The organism is Streptomyces sp. NPDC059567, assembly GCF_042735655.1.
Lineage (GTDB): Bacteria > Actinomycetota > Actinomycetes > Streptomycetales > Streptomycetaceae > Streptomyces.
This window is the reverse complement of record NZ_JBHWBS010000015.1, coordinates 53030-69715: the sequence shown is the minus strand read 5'-3', so window position 1 is coordinate 69715 and position 16686 is coordinate 53030. Positions and strand designations below refer to the sequence as shown.

Here is a 16686-nt window from a genome sequence, read left to right as displayed (position 1 = left end):
CCCCCCCCCCCCCCGCGCCCGCGCGGGCCCCCGCCCCCCCCCCCCCGTCCGCTAGACATCCCGGCACTAAAAACACACCACCCCCCCCCCCTTCTCATACTCCTGCGCGGGTCTAGTAGACCGGCTTCTCGGGCTCGATCTGGTTCACCCAGCCGATGACGCCGCCGCCGACGTGCACCGCGTCCGCGAAGCCCGCGGACTTGAGCACGGCGAGGACTTCCGCACTGCGGACACCCGTCTTGCAGTGCAGGACGATCCGCTTGTCCTGCGGGAGGTCCTGGAGGGCGTTGCCCATCAGGAACTCGTTCTTCGGGATCAGCCGTGCGCCGGGAATCGAGACGATCTCGTACTCGTTGATCTCCCGGACATCGATGATGTCGATGTTCTCGCCCTCGTCGATCCACTCCTTGAGCTGCTTGGGAGTGATCGTCGAGCCGAGCGCCGCCTCCTGGGCCTCCTCGGACACGACGCCGCAGAAGGCCTCGTAGTCGATGAGCTCGGTGACGGTCGGGTTCTCGCCGCAGACCGCGCAGTTCGGGTCCTTGCGGACCTTCACCTGGCGGTACTGCATCTCCAGGGCGTCGTAGATCATCAGTCGGCCGACCAGCGGGTCGCCCACGCCGGCCAGGACCTTGATCGCCTCGGTGACCTGGATGGAGCCGATGGACGCGCAGAGCACGCCCAGGACGCCGCCCTCGGCGCAGGACGGGACCATGCCCGGCGGCGGGGGCTCCGGGTAGAGGCAGCGGTAGCAGGGGCCGTACTCGGACCAGAAGACGGAGGCCTGGCCGTCGAAGCGGTAGATCGAGCCCCAGACGTACGGCTTGTTCAGCAGCACGCATGCGTCGTTGACGAGGTAACGCGTGGCGAAGTTGTCCGTGCCGTCGACGATCAGGTCGTACTGGCTGAAGATGTCCATCACGTTCTCGGCCTCGAGCCGCTCTTCGTGGAGGATCACGTTCACGTACGGGTTGATGCCGAGCACCGAGTCCTTGGCGGACTCCGCCTTGGAGCGGCCGATGTCCGCCTGGCTGTGGATGATCTGGCGCTGCAGGTTCGACTCGTCGACCTCGTCGAACTCCACGATGCCGAGCGTGCCCACACCGGCCGCGGCCAGGTACATCAGGGCCGGCGAACCGAGGCCACCGGCGCCCACACAGAGCACCTTGGCGTTCTTCAGCCGCTTCTGCCCGTCCATCCCGACATCCGGGATGATCAGGTGGCGGGAGTACCTGCGGACCTCGTCTACGGTGAGCTCGGCAGCCGGCTCGACCAGGGGTGGCAGCGACACGGGGGCTCCGTTGGTCGGTATGTCAGTACGGTTGTTCTCCCCGTAACACTGCCACGGCCCTTCTCATTCCGAGACACCCGGTCCAATGCGCGAGACGATTTCGTCCCAGTAGCCGGGCAGAGTTTGGAATGGGTCGCTTTGTCCCGCACGGTCCGCGTGGTCCGTGAAGAAGATCGTTCCCGCTCCCTGCCAGCGGGCGATCCGCATCGCCTCGTCCAGGTGACTGCGCGGCACCCCGTGGACGAGGTGGACGAACTTCTCCGGCGGGTACTCGGCGGTCCACTCGGCCACCTGCGACCAGCGGTAGTCCGTCCACGGCCCGGAGAAGGTGACCAGCTGGTCGGCCGTCTCGGCGTAGCCCGGGTACGGGTGCGTGCCATGGCCGAGTACGAGGTGGGCCTCGCCGTCGAGGACCGCCTCCAGGGTGGCCGTGACGCGCCGCACCTCGGGCAGGTCGACCCGGTCGGTGGGGCATCGGTCCAGGTAGAAGCCGTCGACCTTGTACCAGTCGAGGAAGCGGTGGGCGTCCGAGACGATCTCGCCGAACTCGCGTGAGCCATGGCGGAGGTCCAGATGCCCGAGGACCCGGATCCCCGCGTTCCGCAGCCGGCCGGACGCCTCCAGGCAGTGCGGGTCGGGCCGGTCCCCCGGCCCCCCGGCGACGTTGAGCACGGCCCAGTGCAGAGGGGTGCCGGGGCGGGTCAGTTCGGCCCATTCGACGGGGGCGAGCAGCGGGTGGGCGTAGCCGGGGACCCCGAAGCCCAGCTCCGCCGTCTGTACGGCCCCGGTCGTGCTGGTGGTCAGATGCGACATGCCGCCTCCATCCAGATGTCGGCGAGCGACTCCTCCAGGTTGATCCTGGGGCGCCAGCCGAGCCGGTCGCGTGCGGTGCGGACGTCGGCCTGCTGCCAGGTGCCGCAGCCGTCGGGGTACGGGTACGGCGCGGCGGCCAGCTGTTCGGCGATGGTCTCGGTGCGGGGGGCGCCGATGACGGGTCGCTGGGGCGGGCCGTGCGGGCCGTCGAGTTCGTGCAGGGTGCCGGCGTATCCGGCGACGCGGGCCAGCACGGCGGCGGCGTCGCGCAGCCTGACCGCGCGGCCGGTGCCGATGTTGACAACGCCCTGCGCCGCGGAGAGCGAGGCCGCGTGGACGGCACGGGCCACGTCCCGTACGTCGACGAAGTCGCGCTGCACGCCGAGGCCACTGAGCTTGAGCTCGCCGTCGCCTGCCTGCATGGCGCGGCGCATGGCCTCGGCGAGACGGCCGAGGGGGGAACCGGCGGGGGTGCCGGGGCCCACCGGCGAGAACACCCGGAGCACCACGGCGTCGAGCCCCGACCCGAGGACGAGTTCGGTCGCCGCCAGCTTCGACACCCCGTAGGGGCCGCCGGGGCGGGGGACGGCGTCCTCGGCGGTGGAGGATCCGGGCTGGCTCGGCCCGTACTCCGAGGCACAGCCGACCTGGACGAGCCGGGCGCCGCAGCCGCTGCGGCGCAGGGCCTCGCAGACGGTCGCGACGGCGACGGTGTTGTGCCGGGTCAGTTCGCGGGCGCCGCCGCGGGTGGCGCCGGCGCAGTTGACGACGACTCCGGGGTGGACGGCGTCCAGGAACCGGGTCAGGGCGCCGGGGCTGCCGCCGGCGAGGTCGAACCGTACGTCGGCGTCGTCGCCCCGCCCGAGTGCGGTGAGGTGCACGGCCGGGTCGGCGAGCAGCCGGTCGGCGACGAAGCGGCCGAGGAATCCATTGGCTCCGAGCAGCAGCACCCTCATCGTGCGGCCCCTTCGTGCCGACCGGCCGTTGCTGGGGGTTGGGAGGTCATGTCTCTTTCGTCTCCTTGGGATGGGGTCCTGCGGGGTGGGTGCGCCCGCGGCGTCGGCTCCGCGGATGCGCCGGGGGTTCAGGTGCCGGTGGGGGCGTGGGCCGAGGCCCGGGAGAGGGCGGCGGTGGCGTGGGCCAGCAGGCCGAGCGCCGCGGCGCCGCAGACGAGGGTGGGTACGGCGCCGGGGCCCCAGGTGTCGACGAGGGCGCGGACCGGGACGGCGAGGAGGTCGCAGCCGGGCATGCGGCCCGCCAGGACGCTCGCGACGGCGAGCGCCTCGGCGGCGCAGGCGGCGGCGAGGCCGCTCGCGGCGGTCTCGGGGAACCCGTGGACGGTGAGGAGCCGGGCGAGCAGGAGGAGAGCGCCGAGGGCGAGGGCGCCGGGCGCGAAGCCGGTCAGGCCCAGCAGGCCCGCGAGGGCGGTCAGATGGAGGGCGACGGTGGCCAGGAGCAGGGGGCGGGTGCCGGCGGCGAAGTCCTCCAGGCCCCGGCTTGCGGTGAGCCGGCGGCGGGCCCTGGCGGCGAAGAACCGGGCGCACCAGGCGGCCGGGGGGACGGCGAGGGCGAGACCGAGGAGGGGCTGGGGTGTGATGTCCCAGGCGCCGTCGGGTCCGCCGGTGAGCACCTGCTGGAGAAGGCCGTCCCCGCCGACCGCGTACGCGAGGAGCCAGAGGGTCCAGACGCGGGCGGCGGGGACGGTGCGGCCGGCGGCGCGCAGCGGGCCGCGCCGGACGGCGACGGCGAGTGCGGCGGCCAGGCCGAGGGCCCCGGCCGCGCCGACGGCGAGGCGCACGGGCCCTTCGGTGAGTGCGAGTCCGATGACGGTGAGGGCGGTGGCGGCGCCGGGAGCGAGGGCGGCCACGGTCCACCCGGCCCACCCGGAGCGCGTCTCGCCCTCGGTCAGGGGACGCGGGGGCGCCCCGTTCTGCCGGGGCACGCGCGCGTACAGCTCCTCGGCGAGCGAGAACACGTCCCGATGCCGGAACCGCGCCGCGGTCCTGTCGGTGACTCCGTGTGCCTCGAGCCCGGCGGCGATCTCCAACGGATCGACGGCCCGCTCGCACAGCTCCCGGTGCCGGTGCATGAGCGCCTTGACAGGATCGGCGGACCGCCGCCGCTGACTCTTGGCAACGGGCGCCGGTGCCGCCTCTGTGGCTTCGACGCCGGGGGCGGCATACGAGCGCGGCGCACCCTGCGGGTGGGGTACGGCACCGAGCGGACCGGGCGCGTCCGGCGCGCCGGGCGAGACCTGCTGGTAGGGCGAGTCCTCCTCGGCCTGCCGGGCCGGCGGGGCTTCGGCTTTCGGCGCGGCCTGCGCGGACGCGGCCCAGGGCAGGCTCTGGCCGTGCAACGTGCCACTTGCGCCGGGCGGGCCAGGCACGTGCCCCCCGCCGGGCGGGGTCTGACGGTGTGGCGCGTCCCCGGCCTGCCGGGCCGGCGCGGGCGGAGGCTCGTGCGCGGTCCGTCTGTGCGGGGCGTCTCCCGCGTTCCGGCTGTCGGGCCGGGCCGGCGCGGCCTTCGGGTGCGGGCCCTGCGGCGCCCCGGGCGGGGGCATCGTCGCCGATTCCGGCCATGCGCGGGAGAGCGGTGCCTCGTCCGTGTCACGTGGTGCGCGCCGCGCCCCGCGCATCTCCTCGGCCCGGCCGCCCGCCGAGCGCAGGTCGAGGTCCGTGGCGCCCCGGGAGGGGTTCCCGGGCTCCGCCGTGGCGGGCCTCGCGCCGGGCACGGTGGTGCCCGTCCCCGGCCCGACGTGTCCGAGCGGGCCCGTGGGGGCGGTGTCGGTCGTCCCCGGCCGGGTCCGGCGGCCCCATCCGGGGGTCGCCACCGGCTGCTGCCCGTCGGTCTTCACGGAGACCGTCACGGCCACGGTCAGCGCCGTCGTCTCGAGGAGCGCCTCGGCGTGGGAGTCCGAGGCGGCGGGGCCGCGCATGGGGGTGCCTCCTTCAGGCATCGGGGTCTCCCGCGACGGCGGCGGTCACGGGCTGGTCCGCCCAGGTCCCGGGGACGTACGCCTCCGCCGGGTGGGCGAAGGGGACGCCCTCGGCGGCATGGCGGCGCACGGGCGCGTGGGAGAGGAGTTCGAGGTAGATGCCGCGAAATGCCGCGAGGTTCTGCTCGACGGTGAAGAGTTCGAGCGCGCGGGCGCGGGCCGCGGCGCCCAGGCGGTAGCGGCGCTCGGGGTCGCGCAGCAGCGCGAGGCACGCGTCCGCGAGCGCCCGGGGATTGCGCGGGGGCACGACGAGACCGGTGCCTCCGATGACCTCGACGACCGCGCCCACGTCCGTCGAGACCGTCGCCCTCGCGCAGAACATCGCCTCGACGAGGCTGATCGGGAAGCCCTCGACGACGCTGGAGAGGACCACGACCGCGCCCGCCGCGTACGCCTCGGCGAGCGTCGGCGCCTCCGGTCCGCCGATCTCCTCGAAGGTGACCGGGTTCTCGCCGACGTCGTGCGCCCCGGCGGCCTCGTCGGGGAAGAGCTGCGCCGCGAGCGCCCGGCAGTGCGCGAGGTACGCCTCGGCGCCGGACTCGCGCACCGGGGCCGCGACGATCCGCAGCCGGACGTCGGGCTGGGCCTTGCGCACCTCGGCGAAGGCGTGCAGCAGCGCGATCAGGTCCTTGGCGGGTTCGACGCGGCCGACCCAGACGAGGGTCGCCGGGTCGCCGCTCTCCTCGTCCTCGCCGACCTCGGTGAACCGCTCGGACTCCATGCCCGGGTAGACCGTGCGCAGTCTGGCCCGGTCGGCCCCGCACTTCTCCTGCCAGCGGCGCGCGTGCGTGTTGCCGGGGGTGAGGAGCGCGGCCTGCCGGTAGACCTCGGCGGCGAGCCGGCCGTGGAAGGCGGCGAGCAGAGCGCGCACGGGCGCGGACAGCGGTCCGTCGGTGGCGGCGAGGTAGTGCGCGCGCAGGTGTACGCCGTACTCGGTGACCAGCAGCGGAGTGCCGAAGAAGCGTTTGGCCAACAAGCCGGGAAGCGCCGCCGATCCGCCGGACGCGGCGTGGCAGAGGTCGACCGCGCCGAGCCCGTCCTCGCCGTACCAGTCGAGCGACAGCGGGCGCAGGGCGCGCTCCAGCTGGTCGACGAAGGCGAGGTAGTCGGGCACGGTGGCATTCGCCACGCCCCGGCGTGCGCCGGGGGCGCGGCAGGCGGACTCCAGGGTGCGGACCGCGAGTTCGGAGCGGAGGGCCGCGTAGAGACCCCCGCGCTCGCGGGCGAGTTCGGCCAGTCCGTAGAGCCCGTCGGCGAAGACGCGCGCGGCCAACGCGTCGTCCTCGGTACAGACGCCGGTCGCGAGCGCTCCGAAGTGGCCGGCGAAGGCGCGGCGTTCGCGCCGGCCGTAGGTGTGTCCGTCGTCCTCGGGCGCCCAGAGCGGGGCCGTGCGGACGCGCCGGACCTGCGGGGGCAGGTCGACCCAGCCGGCCTCCTCCTGCCGGGCGCTGCGACTGAGGGCGTACAGGTCGAAGTCGTGCGGCGCGAGCCCGCGCACGAGCCGGTCGCACCAGAGCCTGGACTCACCCGTGGCGAACGGGTATCCACCCTCCGTCAGCAGTCCGATCCGCATGAGCACACCCCCGATCTCCCTTGCCTTGCGGCGCCGTGGCCCGGCGACTCGCAGCGGGAAGAACGTAAGCGGATATACCGGTGGCGCGATGGACGGTTGTCCGTCGCGCCACCGGAAGGGGTGAATGCACGTAACTTTCCCACCCCGGTCGCGTTCCGTCGCGCTACGGGGCGTCGCGCATACGGAGAGTCAGGCTGCGGCCAGCTCCTGGCGCCGTTCGCGGCGCGCCGTCGCGAGGACGGGGTCGAGGGACGGGACGGCGGCGAGCAGCTGCCTCGTGTACGGATCCCGGGGCGATCCGTACACCTCCTCGACCGCGCCCTGCTCGACGATCCGGCCGCGCCGCATGACCGCGACCCGGTCGCTGACCTGCCGTACCACGGCCAGGTCATGGGCGATGAAGACCAGGGCGAGCCCGAGTTCGCGCTGGAGCTCCGCGAGGAGCGCGGTGACCTGTGCCTGGGTGGTCACGTCGAGCGCGGAGACGGGTTCGTCGCAGACGATCACCTTCGGTTCGGCGGCCAGCGCGCGGGCGATGCCGACGCGCTGGCGCTGCCCGCCGCTGAACTCGTGCGGATAGGCGTCGTAGCGGTCGGGGTCGAGACCGACGCGGTCGAGCAACTCCCGTACCCGGGACCGGATCCGGGTGTCGTCGCGGTCACCCGCCGCGCGCAACGGGTCCGCGACGGACTCGCCGATCGAGCGGCGCGGGTTGAGCGAGGAGACGGGGTCCTGGAACACCATCTGCAGCTCCCGCGAGAGGCTCCCGAGCTCCTCGCCCTCGTATCGGAGCCGGCCGCCGGTCGGATCGAGCAGCCCCACCAGCATCCGGCCGAGCGTCGTCTTGCCGCTGCCGGACTCGCCCACGATCCCCAGGGTCTCCCCCGCCCGCACGCTGAGCGACACGCCGTCGACGGCGGTGACGCGCCCCTTCCGGCGCCCGAACTCCCGCCGCAGCCCGACCGCTTCGAGCAGCGGTTCGCCCGCCGCCCGCGGCCGCTCGCGCAGGGGCCCGTCGAGGCGTGGCACCGCGCCGAGCAGGGTCCGGGTGTACGGCTCCGAGGGTGCGGCGAGGCTCTCGCGGACCGGGCCGCGTTCGACCTCGCGCCCCGCCCGCATGACGAGCACCTCGTCGACGCTCTCCGCCGCCACGCCCACGTCGTGGGTGACGAGCAGCAGGCCCATGCCCGTCTCGCGCCGCAGTTCGTGCAGCAGGTCGAGGATCTGGGCCTGGACGGTGACGTCGAGCGCGGTGGTCGGTTCGTCGGCGATCAGGAGCCGCGGCTCGCAGGCGAGCGCCATCGCGATGAGCGCGCGCTGGCGCATGCCGCCGCTGAACTCGTGCGGGCGGGAGCGGGAGCGGCGCGCGGCGTCGGGGATGCCGACGCGGTCCAGGACCTCGACGGCGCGGGCGCGGGCGGCCCTTCTGGATCCCGGGTGGTGGATCCGGTACACCTCGGCGATCTGGTCACCGACGGCGAGGTACGGATCGAGGGACGACAGCGGGTCCTGGAAGACCATCGCCGCCACCCCGCCCCGCAGCGCGCGCAGTTCGGCGGCGGAGGCGCGGCCGACGTCGATCCCGCCGACCGCGACCGTCCCCTCCACTCGTGCGCCCGTCCCCCGGTGCAGCCCGAGGAGCGCGCCGGCGACCGTGGACTTGCCGCTGCCGGACTCGCCGACCAGGGCCAGCGCACGGCCCGCGCCCAGCGTGAACGACAGGCCGTCCACGGCCCGTACCGTCTCGTCGAACTCCACCGTGAGGCCGTCTACCTCCACCAGCGCGCTCATGTCAGTACCACCCTTCGGTCGGCGGCTGCGTACAGCAGGTCGGCGATCACGTTCGCCAGCACCACGGCCGTGCCGATCACCATCACGACACCCACCACCACCGGCAGGTCGATCTCCCGCACCCCGTCGATGAGGGTCTTGCCGAGCCCGGGGATGCCGAAGAGGGACTCGGTGAGCACCGCCCCGCCGAACATCGAGCCGAGGTCGACCGCGCTGAGCGCGATCACCGGCGGCACGGCGCCGCGCAGCGCGTGCCGCCCGACGACCGTCCGCTCGCCCACGCCGTACGCCCGGAAGGTGCGGATGTGGTCCTCCGCGAGCGTCTCGAGGGTGGAACTCCTGGTCAGCCGCGCATACTTGGCGGACTCGAAGAAGCCGAGGGTGATCCAGGGCAGGAGCATGTTCCACGCCCACTGCTCGGGGTCCTCGCCGAGCGGCACGTACGTCGGGAACGGCAGCCATTGCAGATACGCGCAGACCGCCATCAGCAGGAGCAGCCCGAGGATGAAGACGGGCATGCCGGTCCCGGCGAGGGTCAGCACGGTCAGCGTGCGCTCCGTGAGGCCGCCGCGGCGCAGCGCGGAGAGCAGCCCGGTACCGACGCCGACGACGAGCCAGATCACCATCGCGCCCAGGGCGAGCGAGGCGGTGGCGGGCAGCCGCTCCAGGATGAGCTGGGTGACCTGCTGGTCGGTCTGGTACGACAGGCCGAGGCAGGGCGCGTCGCAGTGGAGCACGGAGGTGCCGGTGCTGTAGTCGCGGCCGGCGAGGACGCCTTGGAGGAACTGGCCGTACTGCGCGAGGACGCTCTGGTTCAGGCCGAGTTGCTCGCGCACCTGCGCCACCTGCTGCGGGCTGCAGCGTTCGCCGCAGGCGAGCCGGGCGGGGTCGCCCGGTGCGAGGTAGAAGAGCGCGTAGACGAGGACGGACAGCGCGAGGAGGACGAGCGCGGCCCCCGCGAGCCGTTTGAGGACGAAGCGCGTCATGAGGACGTCTCCTTGCGGGTTCCCGTACGCGGGTCTTCGCGCGTGCCCGTACGCGAGTCCTTGCGCGAGTCCTTGCGCGAGTCCTTGCGCGAGTCCTTGCGCGCGCCGACGCCGAGACGGCTCGCCTCGCGCGGGTCGAGGGCCGCGCGCACCGCGTCCCCGAGCACCGTGAAGGCGAGCACGGTCACGAAGAGCATTCCGGCGGGCAGCAGTACGTACGTCGGGTCGGCGCGGAACCAGGTCTGCGCGGTCGACAGCATCTGTCCCCACGACGGCGTCGGCGGCTTCACCCCGACACCGAGGAAGGAGAGCGAGGCCTCGACGACCATGTTCACGGGCACGAGGATCGCCGCGTAGGTGATGACGGGCGCGGCGAGCGAGGGGACCAGCTCGCGTCGCGCCACCCGCCAACGGCCGGAGCCCGCGAGCCGCGCCGCGGCCACGAAGTCCAGGCTCTTGAGGGTGAGGGTCTGCGCCCGCACGATCTTGGACGTACCGCCCCAGCCGAGGACGCCGATCACGAGGACCAGCAGCAGCGGGCGCGGGAAGTCCGGGGGGACGACGGCGGTCAGGGCGATGGCGAGGACGAGCATCGGCAGCGCGACCAGGACATCGGTCAGACGGCCGAGGACGGCGTCTACGGCACGGTTGCCGAGTCCGGCGGCCAGGCCGATCACGAGCCCGATGAGCACCTGGAGGACGGTCGCGCCGACGGCGACGAGGAGGGAGATCCGGGCGCCGTACAGGAGCCGTACGAACAGGTCGCGGCCGGTGCCCGGTTCGACGCCGAGCCAGTGGTCGGAGCTGATCCCGCCGAAGGAGCCGAGCGGGACCCCGCCGCGGGCCGAGTCGACGAGGTCGTCGTGGTACGTGGTGGCGTCCTGGCCGGCCAGCGCGGCGAGGAGCGGCGCGGCGGCCGCGAGGAGGACGAGGAGGGCGAGGACTCCGGCGGCGACGAGCGCCGAGGGGCGGGTGCGCAGGCGCCGCCAGACCTGCCGGGCGGCGCCCGTGGCGGGGATCTCCGCCACGGGCACCGTCGCTTCGGTCAGCGCGGTCACTTGACCGCGACCTGCGAGATGTCGAGGACGCCGGTCCAGTCGCTGATGACGACGTTCTTGACGTCCTTGCCGACGAGCTGCTTGTAGACGGGGTGGAAGAGCGGCACGTCGAGCGCCTGCTCGCCGATCTTCTTGTCGAGCGCGCCCCAGCGGGCGGCGGCGGCCTTGAGGTCGGCCAGCTTGTTGATCTCGTCGATCTCCTTGTTGACCGCCGGGTCGTTCAGCTGCGCGTGGTTGTAGTTGGAGCCGTTGGTGACGATCTGGCGCCCGTCGAAGATCGGCGCGAGGAACGGGCCGCCGGCGGGCCAGTCGGCGCCCCAGCGGGAGAGGAAGAAGCCGGGCGCGTCCTTGACGCTCCAGCGCTTCTCGTTGAAGGAGTTGGGCTCCTGGCCGTCGAGCTTCACGGTGATGCCGGCCTTGCCGAGGGCCTCCTGGACGGCGGTGGCGATCTCGGGGCTGGTGGTGCGGTTCTGCGCGGTGGAGTGCAGCAGCGTGACGGTGAGGCCGTTGGGGTAGCCGGCTTCCTTCAGGAGCTCCTTGGCCTTGGCCGGGTCACCGGTCTTGCCCGCCGGGAAGTGGTCGTAGGGCGTGAAGCCGAAGGCCTTCTGCTCGGGCAGGAAGGTGGTGGCGGGCTCGGCGAGCGCGGAGCCGCCGGCCGCGTTGACGACGCTGGTGCGGTTGATCGCGTACGAGATCGCCTGGCGCACCTTGATGTCGTCGAAGGGCTTCACCTTCGGGTTGAACGCGATGTAGTTGGTGAAGCCGAAGTGGCCGGTGCCGACGCGGGCGGCGAGCTCCTTGTCGGAGCCGATCTGGGCGAGCTCGGCCGGGCCGAGGTTGGTGTCGGTGGTGAGGGCGGCGGCGTCGGTGCCCGAGGAGGTGGACAGGCGCTGGTTGATCACGGCCTCGTCCAGACCCGACCTGACGTCGATCTTGTCGGGGTACGCCTTGCGCTCCTCGTCGGTCTTGGGGTCCCAGTGCTCGTTGCGTTCGAGGACGAGGTGCTCGCCGTCGTTCTTGTTCGTGACGACCTTGTACGGGCCGGAGGAGACCGGGTGCTCCTCGTACTTCGCGCCGGTGTCCTTGGCCTTGGGGACCGGGGCGAACTGGGTCTGGGTGGCGAGGAACGGGAACTCGCCCTCGGGCTTCCTCAGCTTGAAGACGATCGTCTTCGCGTCGGGCGTGACGATCGAGGCGAGGCCCTTCTTGTCCTTGTACGGGCCCTGGTAGCTGTCGCCGCCGACCAGCCAGTCACGCAAGTACGGTGCGCCGCCGGAGAGTTCGGCCGCGAAGGAGCGCTCGATGCCGTACTTGACGTCGGCGCTGGTGATCGGCGTGCCGTCCTCGAACTTCAGGCCGTCCTTCAGCGTGTACGTCCACTCGGTGGCGTCCTTGTTGGGGCGGCCGATGTCGGTGGCGAGGTCGGGGACGACCTGGGTACCGGCGGCGCCCGCCTCGCGGTTGCGGGTGGTGAGCGTACGGAAGACGAGGGAGGGAACGTTGCCGCCGCCGGAGGTGTAGAGGCGGGCGGGGTCGAAGTCGGACTGCGCATCGGCGTTGAGGACGGTCAGGGTGCCGCCCTTGCGCGGCGCGCCCTCGCTCGCGCCACCGGCGGCCTTGTCGCCCGATCCGCCCTGGGGGCCGGCGCAGGCGACGACGCCCGAGGCCAGGACGAGACCGATGGCGGCCGCTGCCAGGCGGCGCGAAATGACGGACGGTTGACGCATGGGAAAGACCTCTCGGATGAATGCCGATACCGCGTGTCGCGGCGCAGAAGGGAATGCGGAATTTCCGCACGCGGGCAGCGGCGACGAGAGGGATTACCCCGGTGAATAGGTGAAAGCCGCGCCTGCGAGCGGATGAGAGCCCGGGCGCGGAAATGCGGCGGCAGAGTCCGAGAAGGAGGAGAAGGGCCGACGCGCGCTCGGGCGGAGTCAGCTACAGAGAATGTCGGACACGGCGTGTCCGGTCACGCCGATGAGCGCCAGCTCAATGGCGGCGCGCTCGAAGGTGACGTGACGGTGCGACATGCCGAGAAATATCTACGAACGCGCGACCGATGTCAACGCGTCGTCAGTGAATTCGAGACACCCGTCTCGCGATGCGGGCACCGTCGACGGGTCCGGACATGCGGACGGAGTCTCAACTCCCGGGATGCACCCAGGGGTTGGGGCGGCACTTGATGCCGTCGATGTCCAGGGACTTGGTCTGCTGCTGCATCACGGGGGCGAGGGCGCCGGGCGTACGGCAGGACACGTGGTCGTGTCCGAGCCGGTGTCCGACCTCGTGGTTGATGAGCATCTGCCGATAGGCGAACATCGCCTTGGGGCCGAAGGTCTCCGAGCCCTGCGCCCAGCGGAACGCGTTGATCATCACCCGGGAGGTGGACGCGGAGTCGCAGGAGACATTGTCGACGGTGGTGTCCAGGTCGGACTTCGCGCACCAGACGCCGGTGGTACCGGGACTGGCGAGGGTGATCACGAACTGCGGTTCCCCGCTGGAGATCCGCTCGAAGGTCATCTCGCCCTGTCCGGCCCAGCTCCGCTGGTCGTTGAGGGTCTTCTGCACGGCCTGCGCGAAGAGCGCCGCGTCGAGTCCGAGCCCCTTCTCGACGTCGACCCGGTAGCGGATCTTCTTCCCCTTGCCCGGCGCCTTGTCGAAGCCGCCCACGGCCTCGAACTCACCCGAGCCCTTGAGCTTGGGGTCGATGGGGAACTGCCGTGACATCAACTGCTCGTACGTGGGCGGGGCGGCGGGGGCGCTGGGCGCGGCCGGAGCGGCCTGCGTGGGTGTCGGCCGGATGTCGGAGCGCGAGGCGCCGTCCTCCTCGACGGCCCGGTCGGCGGATCCGTCGGCCGAGTGGGCCAGCGGGCTGCCGGGGTCCCGTTCGGTCACCTGACCGGCCACGACGACGGCGAGGACGGTGGTGACGGCGGCGGCCGCGATGCCGGTGAAGGTCCGGCCCTTGCCGCCGGTCTTGGCGGGCGGTTCCTCGGGAAGCTCCTCGGGGCGGGACTCGCGCCGCTGACCCGGGATGAAGGGGGCCTGCGGGGCGCTCTCGTCCCGGGCCGGCGGGGGCGTCTCCTGGAAGTCCATGTAGCGCTGGGGCCGCGCCGGCGTGTCGGTGTGCTCGGGATGCCCGCCCCGTACCGCCGAGTCGTCGGGTGCGGTGTAGACCGGCGTGCCGTGCATCGGCGTGTCCCAGACCGGCCGACCGCCGCCGGGCCCGTACGCCCCCTGCCCGTACCCGCTCTGCCCGTATCCGCCCTGGGTGCGCGGGCCCTGTGCGCCCTGGCCCTGGGTGCGCGGGCCCTGCCCGTACGTGCCCTGGGCGTAGCCGGTCTGCCCGGCGCCCTGTTGCGGTCCGGCGCCGCCGGGGCGGCCGTAACCGCCCTGCCCGTACGGACTCTGCCGCCCCTGGACCGGTGGGGCGTACCCCTCCTGGCCCGGCGCGCGCCTTCGGCGTCCCGTCCCCGACTCCGACGCTTCGCGCCGCCCCGTATCGACGGGGGGAGCGGGCGCGGGGCCCTTCCGACTATGTCGTCCCACGCCCCGGATCAGCTCCCGCCGCTGTCGTCTGTGCCGTCTTCGTCGGCTTCGATCAGTTCCCGGACGGCCTTCGCGACCGTCTCGGGGTACTCCATCATGGCCACGTGCCCGGCGTCCGGGAGCGTCAGGAGGCGCGAGCCGCGGAACGCGGCGGCCGCCTTGCGCGCCATCCGGTACGAAACCAGCTGGTCACGGCCACCGTAGATGAGCAGCGTCGGCGCCAGCACCCGTTCCGCCTGCCGCCACAGGCCGTGTTGACCGCCGAGGGTGTACGCGTCGACGATGCCACGCGAGGAGCGGGCCATGGCGTCCCAGAAGTACGGGAGTTCCAGGCGTCGCTCCATCTCCTCCACGGCATGCCGGAAGCCCTCGTCGGAGACCCGGGCGGGGTCTCCGTAACAGAGGGAGAGCACCCCGCGGACCCGCTGCTCCGGCGTCCAGCCCCTGGTCAGCTTGGAGAACAGGGGCGCGACGCCCGGCACGGCGAGCATCACGGTCGGCCAGGCGGTGCGCTGGGCGCGCAGCTCGGGCAGGGCCGGGGAGACCAGGGTGAGGGTGCGGACCAGGTCGGGTCGGACCGCGGCGACGCGGGTGGAGACGGCGCCGCCGAGCGAGTTGCCGATCAGGTGGACCGGTCCGCGGCCGGCGGCGTCGAGAAATCGGATGACCGCTCGGGCGTGTCCGGTGACCGAGTAGTTGCCGTCGTCGGGCGGCGGGGAGTCCCCGAAGCCGGGAAGGTCGACGGCCTCGCCGTCGACCTGGTCGGCGAGCAGCGGCATCAGGGTCGACCAGTTCTGCGAGGAACCGCCGAGCCCGTGGACGTAGAGCGCGGGCGGGAGGCCCGGCCGGTCACCTGGGCGGGCGCGCACGGTCAGCGTGAGCCCGGGCAGCGCGACGGACCGCAACTCCTCGCCGTCCGCCACCCGTACGGCGCGGGTTCGCGACGCGGGCGGTGCGGCAGCGGTCCGGGTTTCCGGCAGCTCGGTCGACGACATGGCCGCAATATTACGAGACGATCACGCGGCGGCGCGTGTGTGTGGCATCACAGGTACGGGTGCGCCGCGCCAGGTGTGCTCCTACGCTCGAAGAGAGGGCCATCGGAGAGGACCCGCATGCCGGAAGGAATCGCATGACTGTCGATCCGACCGAGCCGGACACATTCGCCGAGGAAGAGGTCGCAGTGCTCGACGAGGAAATCCCGGAGGCCGACGCCGCCGAGCAGCACACGGATGTCCAGCAGCAGGAGGAGGACCGGCCCACACATCTCGAACAGGACTCCGCGAACCCGGCGGACGCGTCCGAGCAGGCACGGGTCGTCACCTTGGACGAAGACGACTACCGCTGATTTGTTCGGTTTAACGTTGAATCGCCTGTCGCCTCGGACGTCCGGTCCGTGAAATTCTGCGTCCGCACCGCGCACAGCCGGGTTACCCAAAAGTACGATGGCGGGCGCGGCACCACAGCGCGCATGGATCGATTTTTGGGAGGCGGCGTGACAGCCATCGAGCAGACAGAGGCAGCACGCCCTCGGGGCACGCGCCTGCCGCGCCGAGCCCGACGGAACCAGCTTCTGGGTGCGGCCCAGGAGGTGTTCGTCGCGCAGGGGTACCACTCCGCCGCGATGGACGACATCGCCGAACGGGCGGGCGTCAGCAAGCCGGTCCTCTACCAGCACTTTCCGGGCAAGCTCGAGCTCTACCTGGCCCTGCTCGACCAGCACTGCGAGGCGCTCCTCCAGGCCGTGCGCACGGCGCTGGCGTCGACGACGGACAACAAGCTCCGGGTCGAGGCGACGATGGACGCCTACTTCGCGTACGTGGAGGACGAGGGCGGCGCGTTCCGTCTCGTCTTCGAGTCCGACCTGACCAACGAGCCGGCCGTGCGCGAGCGCGTGGACCGGGTCAGCCTCCAGTGCGCCGAGGCGATCTCGGACGTGATCGCCGAGGACACCAACCTGTCCAAGGACGAGTCGATGCTGCTGGCCGTGGGCCTGGGCGGCGTCTCGCAGGTCGTGGCGCGCTACTGGCTCTCCAGCGAGTCCGCCATCCCCCGCGACAAGGCGGTGGCGCTGCTGACCTCGCTGGCCTGGCGCGGTATCGCGGGCTTCCCGCTGCACCCGAGCGACGGCCAGCCGATCACCGACGGCGGCTGAGCCCCGCTCCCGGCCCTCGGTCCGGCCTATTCCCTCCCGACTGTTCGCTCCTGGCGTTCGCCAGGTGCGCCGTGCGGGTCCCCTCACCGGGCTAATGTGTGCAGCGTACGGCGCGGGAGACGCGCAACGCTGACCGTTCGGAGGGACATAGCCGTGGAGGTCAAGATCGGCGTGCAGCACGCACCCCGGGAGATCGTTCTGGAGAGCGGGCAGTCCGCCGAGGAGGTCGAGCGCGCCGTGGCCGACGCGCTGGCCGGCAAGGCGCAGCTGCTCAGCCTCACGGACGACAAGGGCCGCAAGGTCCTGATCCCGGCCGAGAAGATCGCGTACGTGGAGATCGGTGAGCCCGCGGTCCGCCGCGTCGGCTTCGGCGCGCTCTGAGACGTACGGCCGAACAGGGGAAGGCCCGGCGGATCCGATCCCCCGCCCCATCCGTGCGTCCTGGCCACGGCCGCCGCCTCACCCGTGGGCCAAACAC

Annotated in this window: 15 protein-coding genes; 3 read left to right on the top strand and 12 right to left on the bottom strand. The window is 72.6% G+C overall.

Annotation, left to right across the window (positions count from 1 at the left end):
- Positions 1-112 precede the first annotated feature (112 nt).
- The 12 genes from moeZ to ACFVZW_RS10405 form a co-directional block, all read right to left on the bottom strand.
- Entirely contained in the window at positions 113-1291 is a 1179-nt protein-coding gene (moeZ, locus tag ACFVZW_RS10460; RefSeq protein ID WP_383556200.1) for an adenylyltransferase/sulfurtransferase MoeZ, read from the bottom strand.
- Between the two features lie 63 nt (positions 1292-1354).
- Positions 1355-2104: a spherulation-specific family 4 protein gene (locus tag ACFVZW_RS10455; protein WP_384519415.1), complete on the bottom strand. Its 750-nt coding sequence runs from the start codon at positions 2102-2104 to the stop codon at positions 1355-1357.
- Positions 2092-3060, bottom strand: a complete 969-nt coding sequence (locus ACFVZW_RS10450) for an NAD-dependent epimerase/dehydratase family protein (protein WP_384519413.1) — start codon at positions 3058-3060, stop codon at positions 2092-2094. Before ACFVZW_RS10450 ends, ACFVZW_RS10455 begins: the two co-directional genes overlap by 13 nt.
- Positions 3061-3188: 128 nt before the next feature.
- Positions 3189-5039: a hypothetical protein gene (locus tag ACFVZW_RS10445; protein ID WP_384519411.1), complete on the bottom strand. Its 1851-nt coding sequence runs from the start codon at positions 5037-5039 to the stop codon at positions 3189-3191.
- Positions 5040-5052: 13 nt separating this feature from the next.
- Positions 5053-6672, bottom strand: coding sequence for a DUF3492 domain-containing protein (locus tag ACFVZW_RS10440; protein WP_384519409.1), 1620 nt, complete (start codon positions 6670-6672; stop codon positions 5053-5055).
- A gap of 189 nt (positions 6673-6861) precedes the next feature.
- Positions 6862-8463: a dipeptide ABC transporter ATP-binding protein gene (locus ACFVZW_RS10435; RefSeq protein ID WP_384519407.1), complete on the bottom strand. Its 1602-nt coding sequence runs from the start codon at positions 8461-8463 to the stop codon at positions 6862-6864.
- Positions 8460-9449 carry an ABC transporter permease gene (locus ACFVZW_RS10430; RefSeq protein WP_384519405.1) on the bottom strand — a complete coding sequence of 330 codons (990 nt, stop codon included), beginning with the start codon at positions 9447-9449 and terminating at the stop codon, positions 8460-8462. The genes ACFVZW_RS10435 and ACFVZW_RS10430 overlap by 4 nt, the downstream gene beginning before the upstream one ends.
- Positions 9446-10507: an ABC transporter permease gene (locus ACFVZW_RS10425; protein ID WP_384519403.1), complete on the bottom strand. Its 1062-nt coding sequence runs from the start codon at positions 10505-10507 to the stop codon at positions 9446-9448. Before ACFVZW_RS10425 ends, ACFVZW_RS10430 begins: the two co-directional genes overlap by 4 nt.
- The gene (locus ACFVZW_RS10420; protein ID WP_384519401.1) at positions 10504-12234 is read right to left on the bottom strand and encodes an ABC transporter substrate-binding protein; all 1731 of its coding nucleotides are present in this window, start codon (positions 12232-12234) and stop codon (positions 10504-10506) included. Before ACFVZW_RS10420 ends, ACFVZW_RS10425 begins: the two co-directional genes overlap by 4 nt.
- Positions 12235-12441: 207 nt before the next feature.
- On the bottom strand, positions 12442-12537 hold the full coding sequence (locus ACFVZW_RS10415; RefSeq protein ID WP_384519399.1) for an Ms4533A family Cys-rich leader peptide: 96 nt from the start codon (positions 12535-12537) through the stop codon (positions 12442-12444).
- A gap of 112 nt (positions 12538-12649) precedes the next feature.
- The gene (locus tag ACFVZW_RS10410; protein ID WP_384519397.1) at positions 12650-14056 is read right to left on the bottom strand and encodes a DUF3152 domain-containing protein; all 1407 of its coding nucleotides are present in this window, start codon (positions 14054-14056) and stop codon (positions 12650-12652) included.
- Positions 14057-14064: 8 nt separating this feature from the next.
- Entirely contained in the window at positions 14065-15051 is a 987-nt protein-coding gene (locus ACFVZW_RS10405) for an alpha/beta fold hydrolase (RefSeq protein ID WP_384519395.1), read from the bottom strand.
- A gap of 134 nt (positions 15052-15185) precedes the next feature.
- On the opposite strand from ACFVZW_RS10405, the gene ACFVZW_RS10400 reads away from it, so the two are divergent.
- The 3 genes from ACFVZW_RS10400 (at position 15186) to ACFVZW_RS10390 (ending at position 16589) form a co-directional block, all read left to right on the top strand.
- Positions 15186-15401 (top strand): hypothetical protein, encoded by a 216-nt coding sequence (locus ACFVZW_RS10400; RefSeq protein ID WP_384519393.1) that lies wholly within the window; start codon positions 15186-15188, stop codon positions 15399-15401.
- 147 nt (positions 15402-15548) lie between these two features.
- Positions 15549-16208: a TetR/AcrR family transcriptional regulator gene (locus ACFVZW_RS10395; RefSeq protein WP_384519391.1), complete on the top strand. Its 660-nt coding sequence runs from the start codon at positions 15549-15551 to the stop codon at positions 16206-16208.
- Between the two features lie 153 nt (positions 16209-16361).
- Complete coding sequence (locus tag ACFVZW_RS10390) at positions 16362-16589, top strand: DUF3107 domain-containing protein (protein WP_384519389.1); 228 nt, start codon at positions 16362-16364, stop codon at positions 16587-16589.
- The last annotated feature ends 97 nt before the right edge of the window (positions 16590-16686 follow it).

What these genes read in the sequence shown, in the direction of transcription:
- ACFVZW_RS10440 (WP_384519409.1), bottom strand. Translation starts at nt 6,672, where the DNA reads ATGCGGATCGGACTGCTGACGGAGGGTGGATACCCGTTCGCCACGGGT.
- ACFVZW_RS10430 (WP_384519405.1), bottom strand. Translation starts at nt 9,449, where the DNA reads ATGACGCGCTTCGTCCTCAAACGGCTCGCGGGGGCCGCGCTCGTCCTC.
- ACFVZW_RS10420 (WP_384519401.1), bottom strand. Translation starts at nt 12,234, where the DNA reads ATGCGTCAACCGTCCGTCATTTCGCGCCGCCTGGCAGCGGCCGCCATC.
- ACFVZW_RS10400 (WP_384519393.1), top strand. Translation starts at nt 15,186, where the DNA reads ATGACTGTCGATCCGACCGAGCCGGACACATTCGCCGAGGAAGAGGTC.
- ACFVZW_RS10455 (WP_384519415.1), bottom strand. Translation starts at nt 2,104, where the DNA reads ATGTCGCATCTGACCACCAGCACGACCGGGGCCGTACAGACGGCGGAG.
- ACFVZW_RS10445 (WP_384519411.1), bottom strand. Translation starts at nt 5,039, where the DNA reads ATGCGCGGCCCCGCCGCCTCGGACTCCCACGCCGAGGCGCTCCTCGAG.
- ACFVZW_RS10435 (WP_384519407.1), bottom strand. Translation starts at nt 8,463, where the DNA reads ATGAGCGCGCTGGTGGAGGTAGACGGCCTCACGGTGGAGTTCGACGAG.
- ACFVZW_RS10405 (WP_384519395.1), bottom strand. Translation starts at nt 15,051, where the DNA reads ATGTCGTCGACCGAGCTGCCGGAAACCCGGACCGCTGCCGCACCGCCC.
- ACFVZW_RS10450 (WP_384519413.1), bottom strand. Translation starts at nt 3,060, where the DNA reads ATGAGGGTGCTGCTGCTCGGAGCCAATGGATTCCTCGGCCGCTTCGTC.
- ACFVZW_RS10415 (WP_384519399.1), bottom strand. Translation starts at nt 12,537, where the DNA reads ATGTCGCACCGTCACGTCACCTTCGAGCGCGCCGCCATTGAGCTGGCG.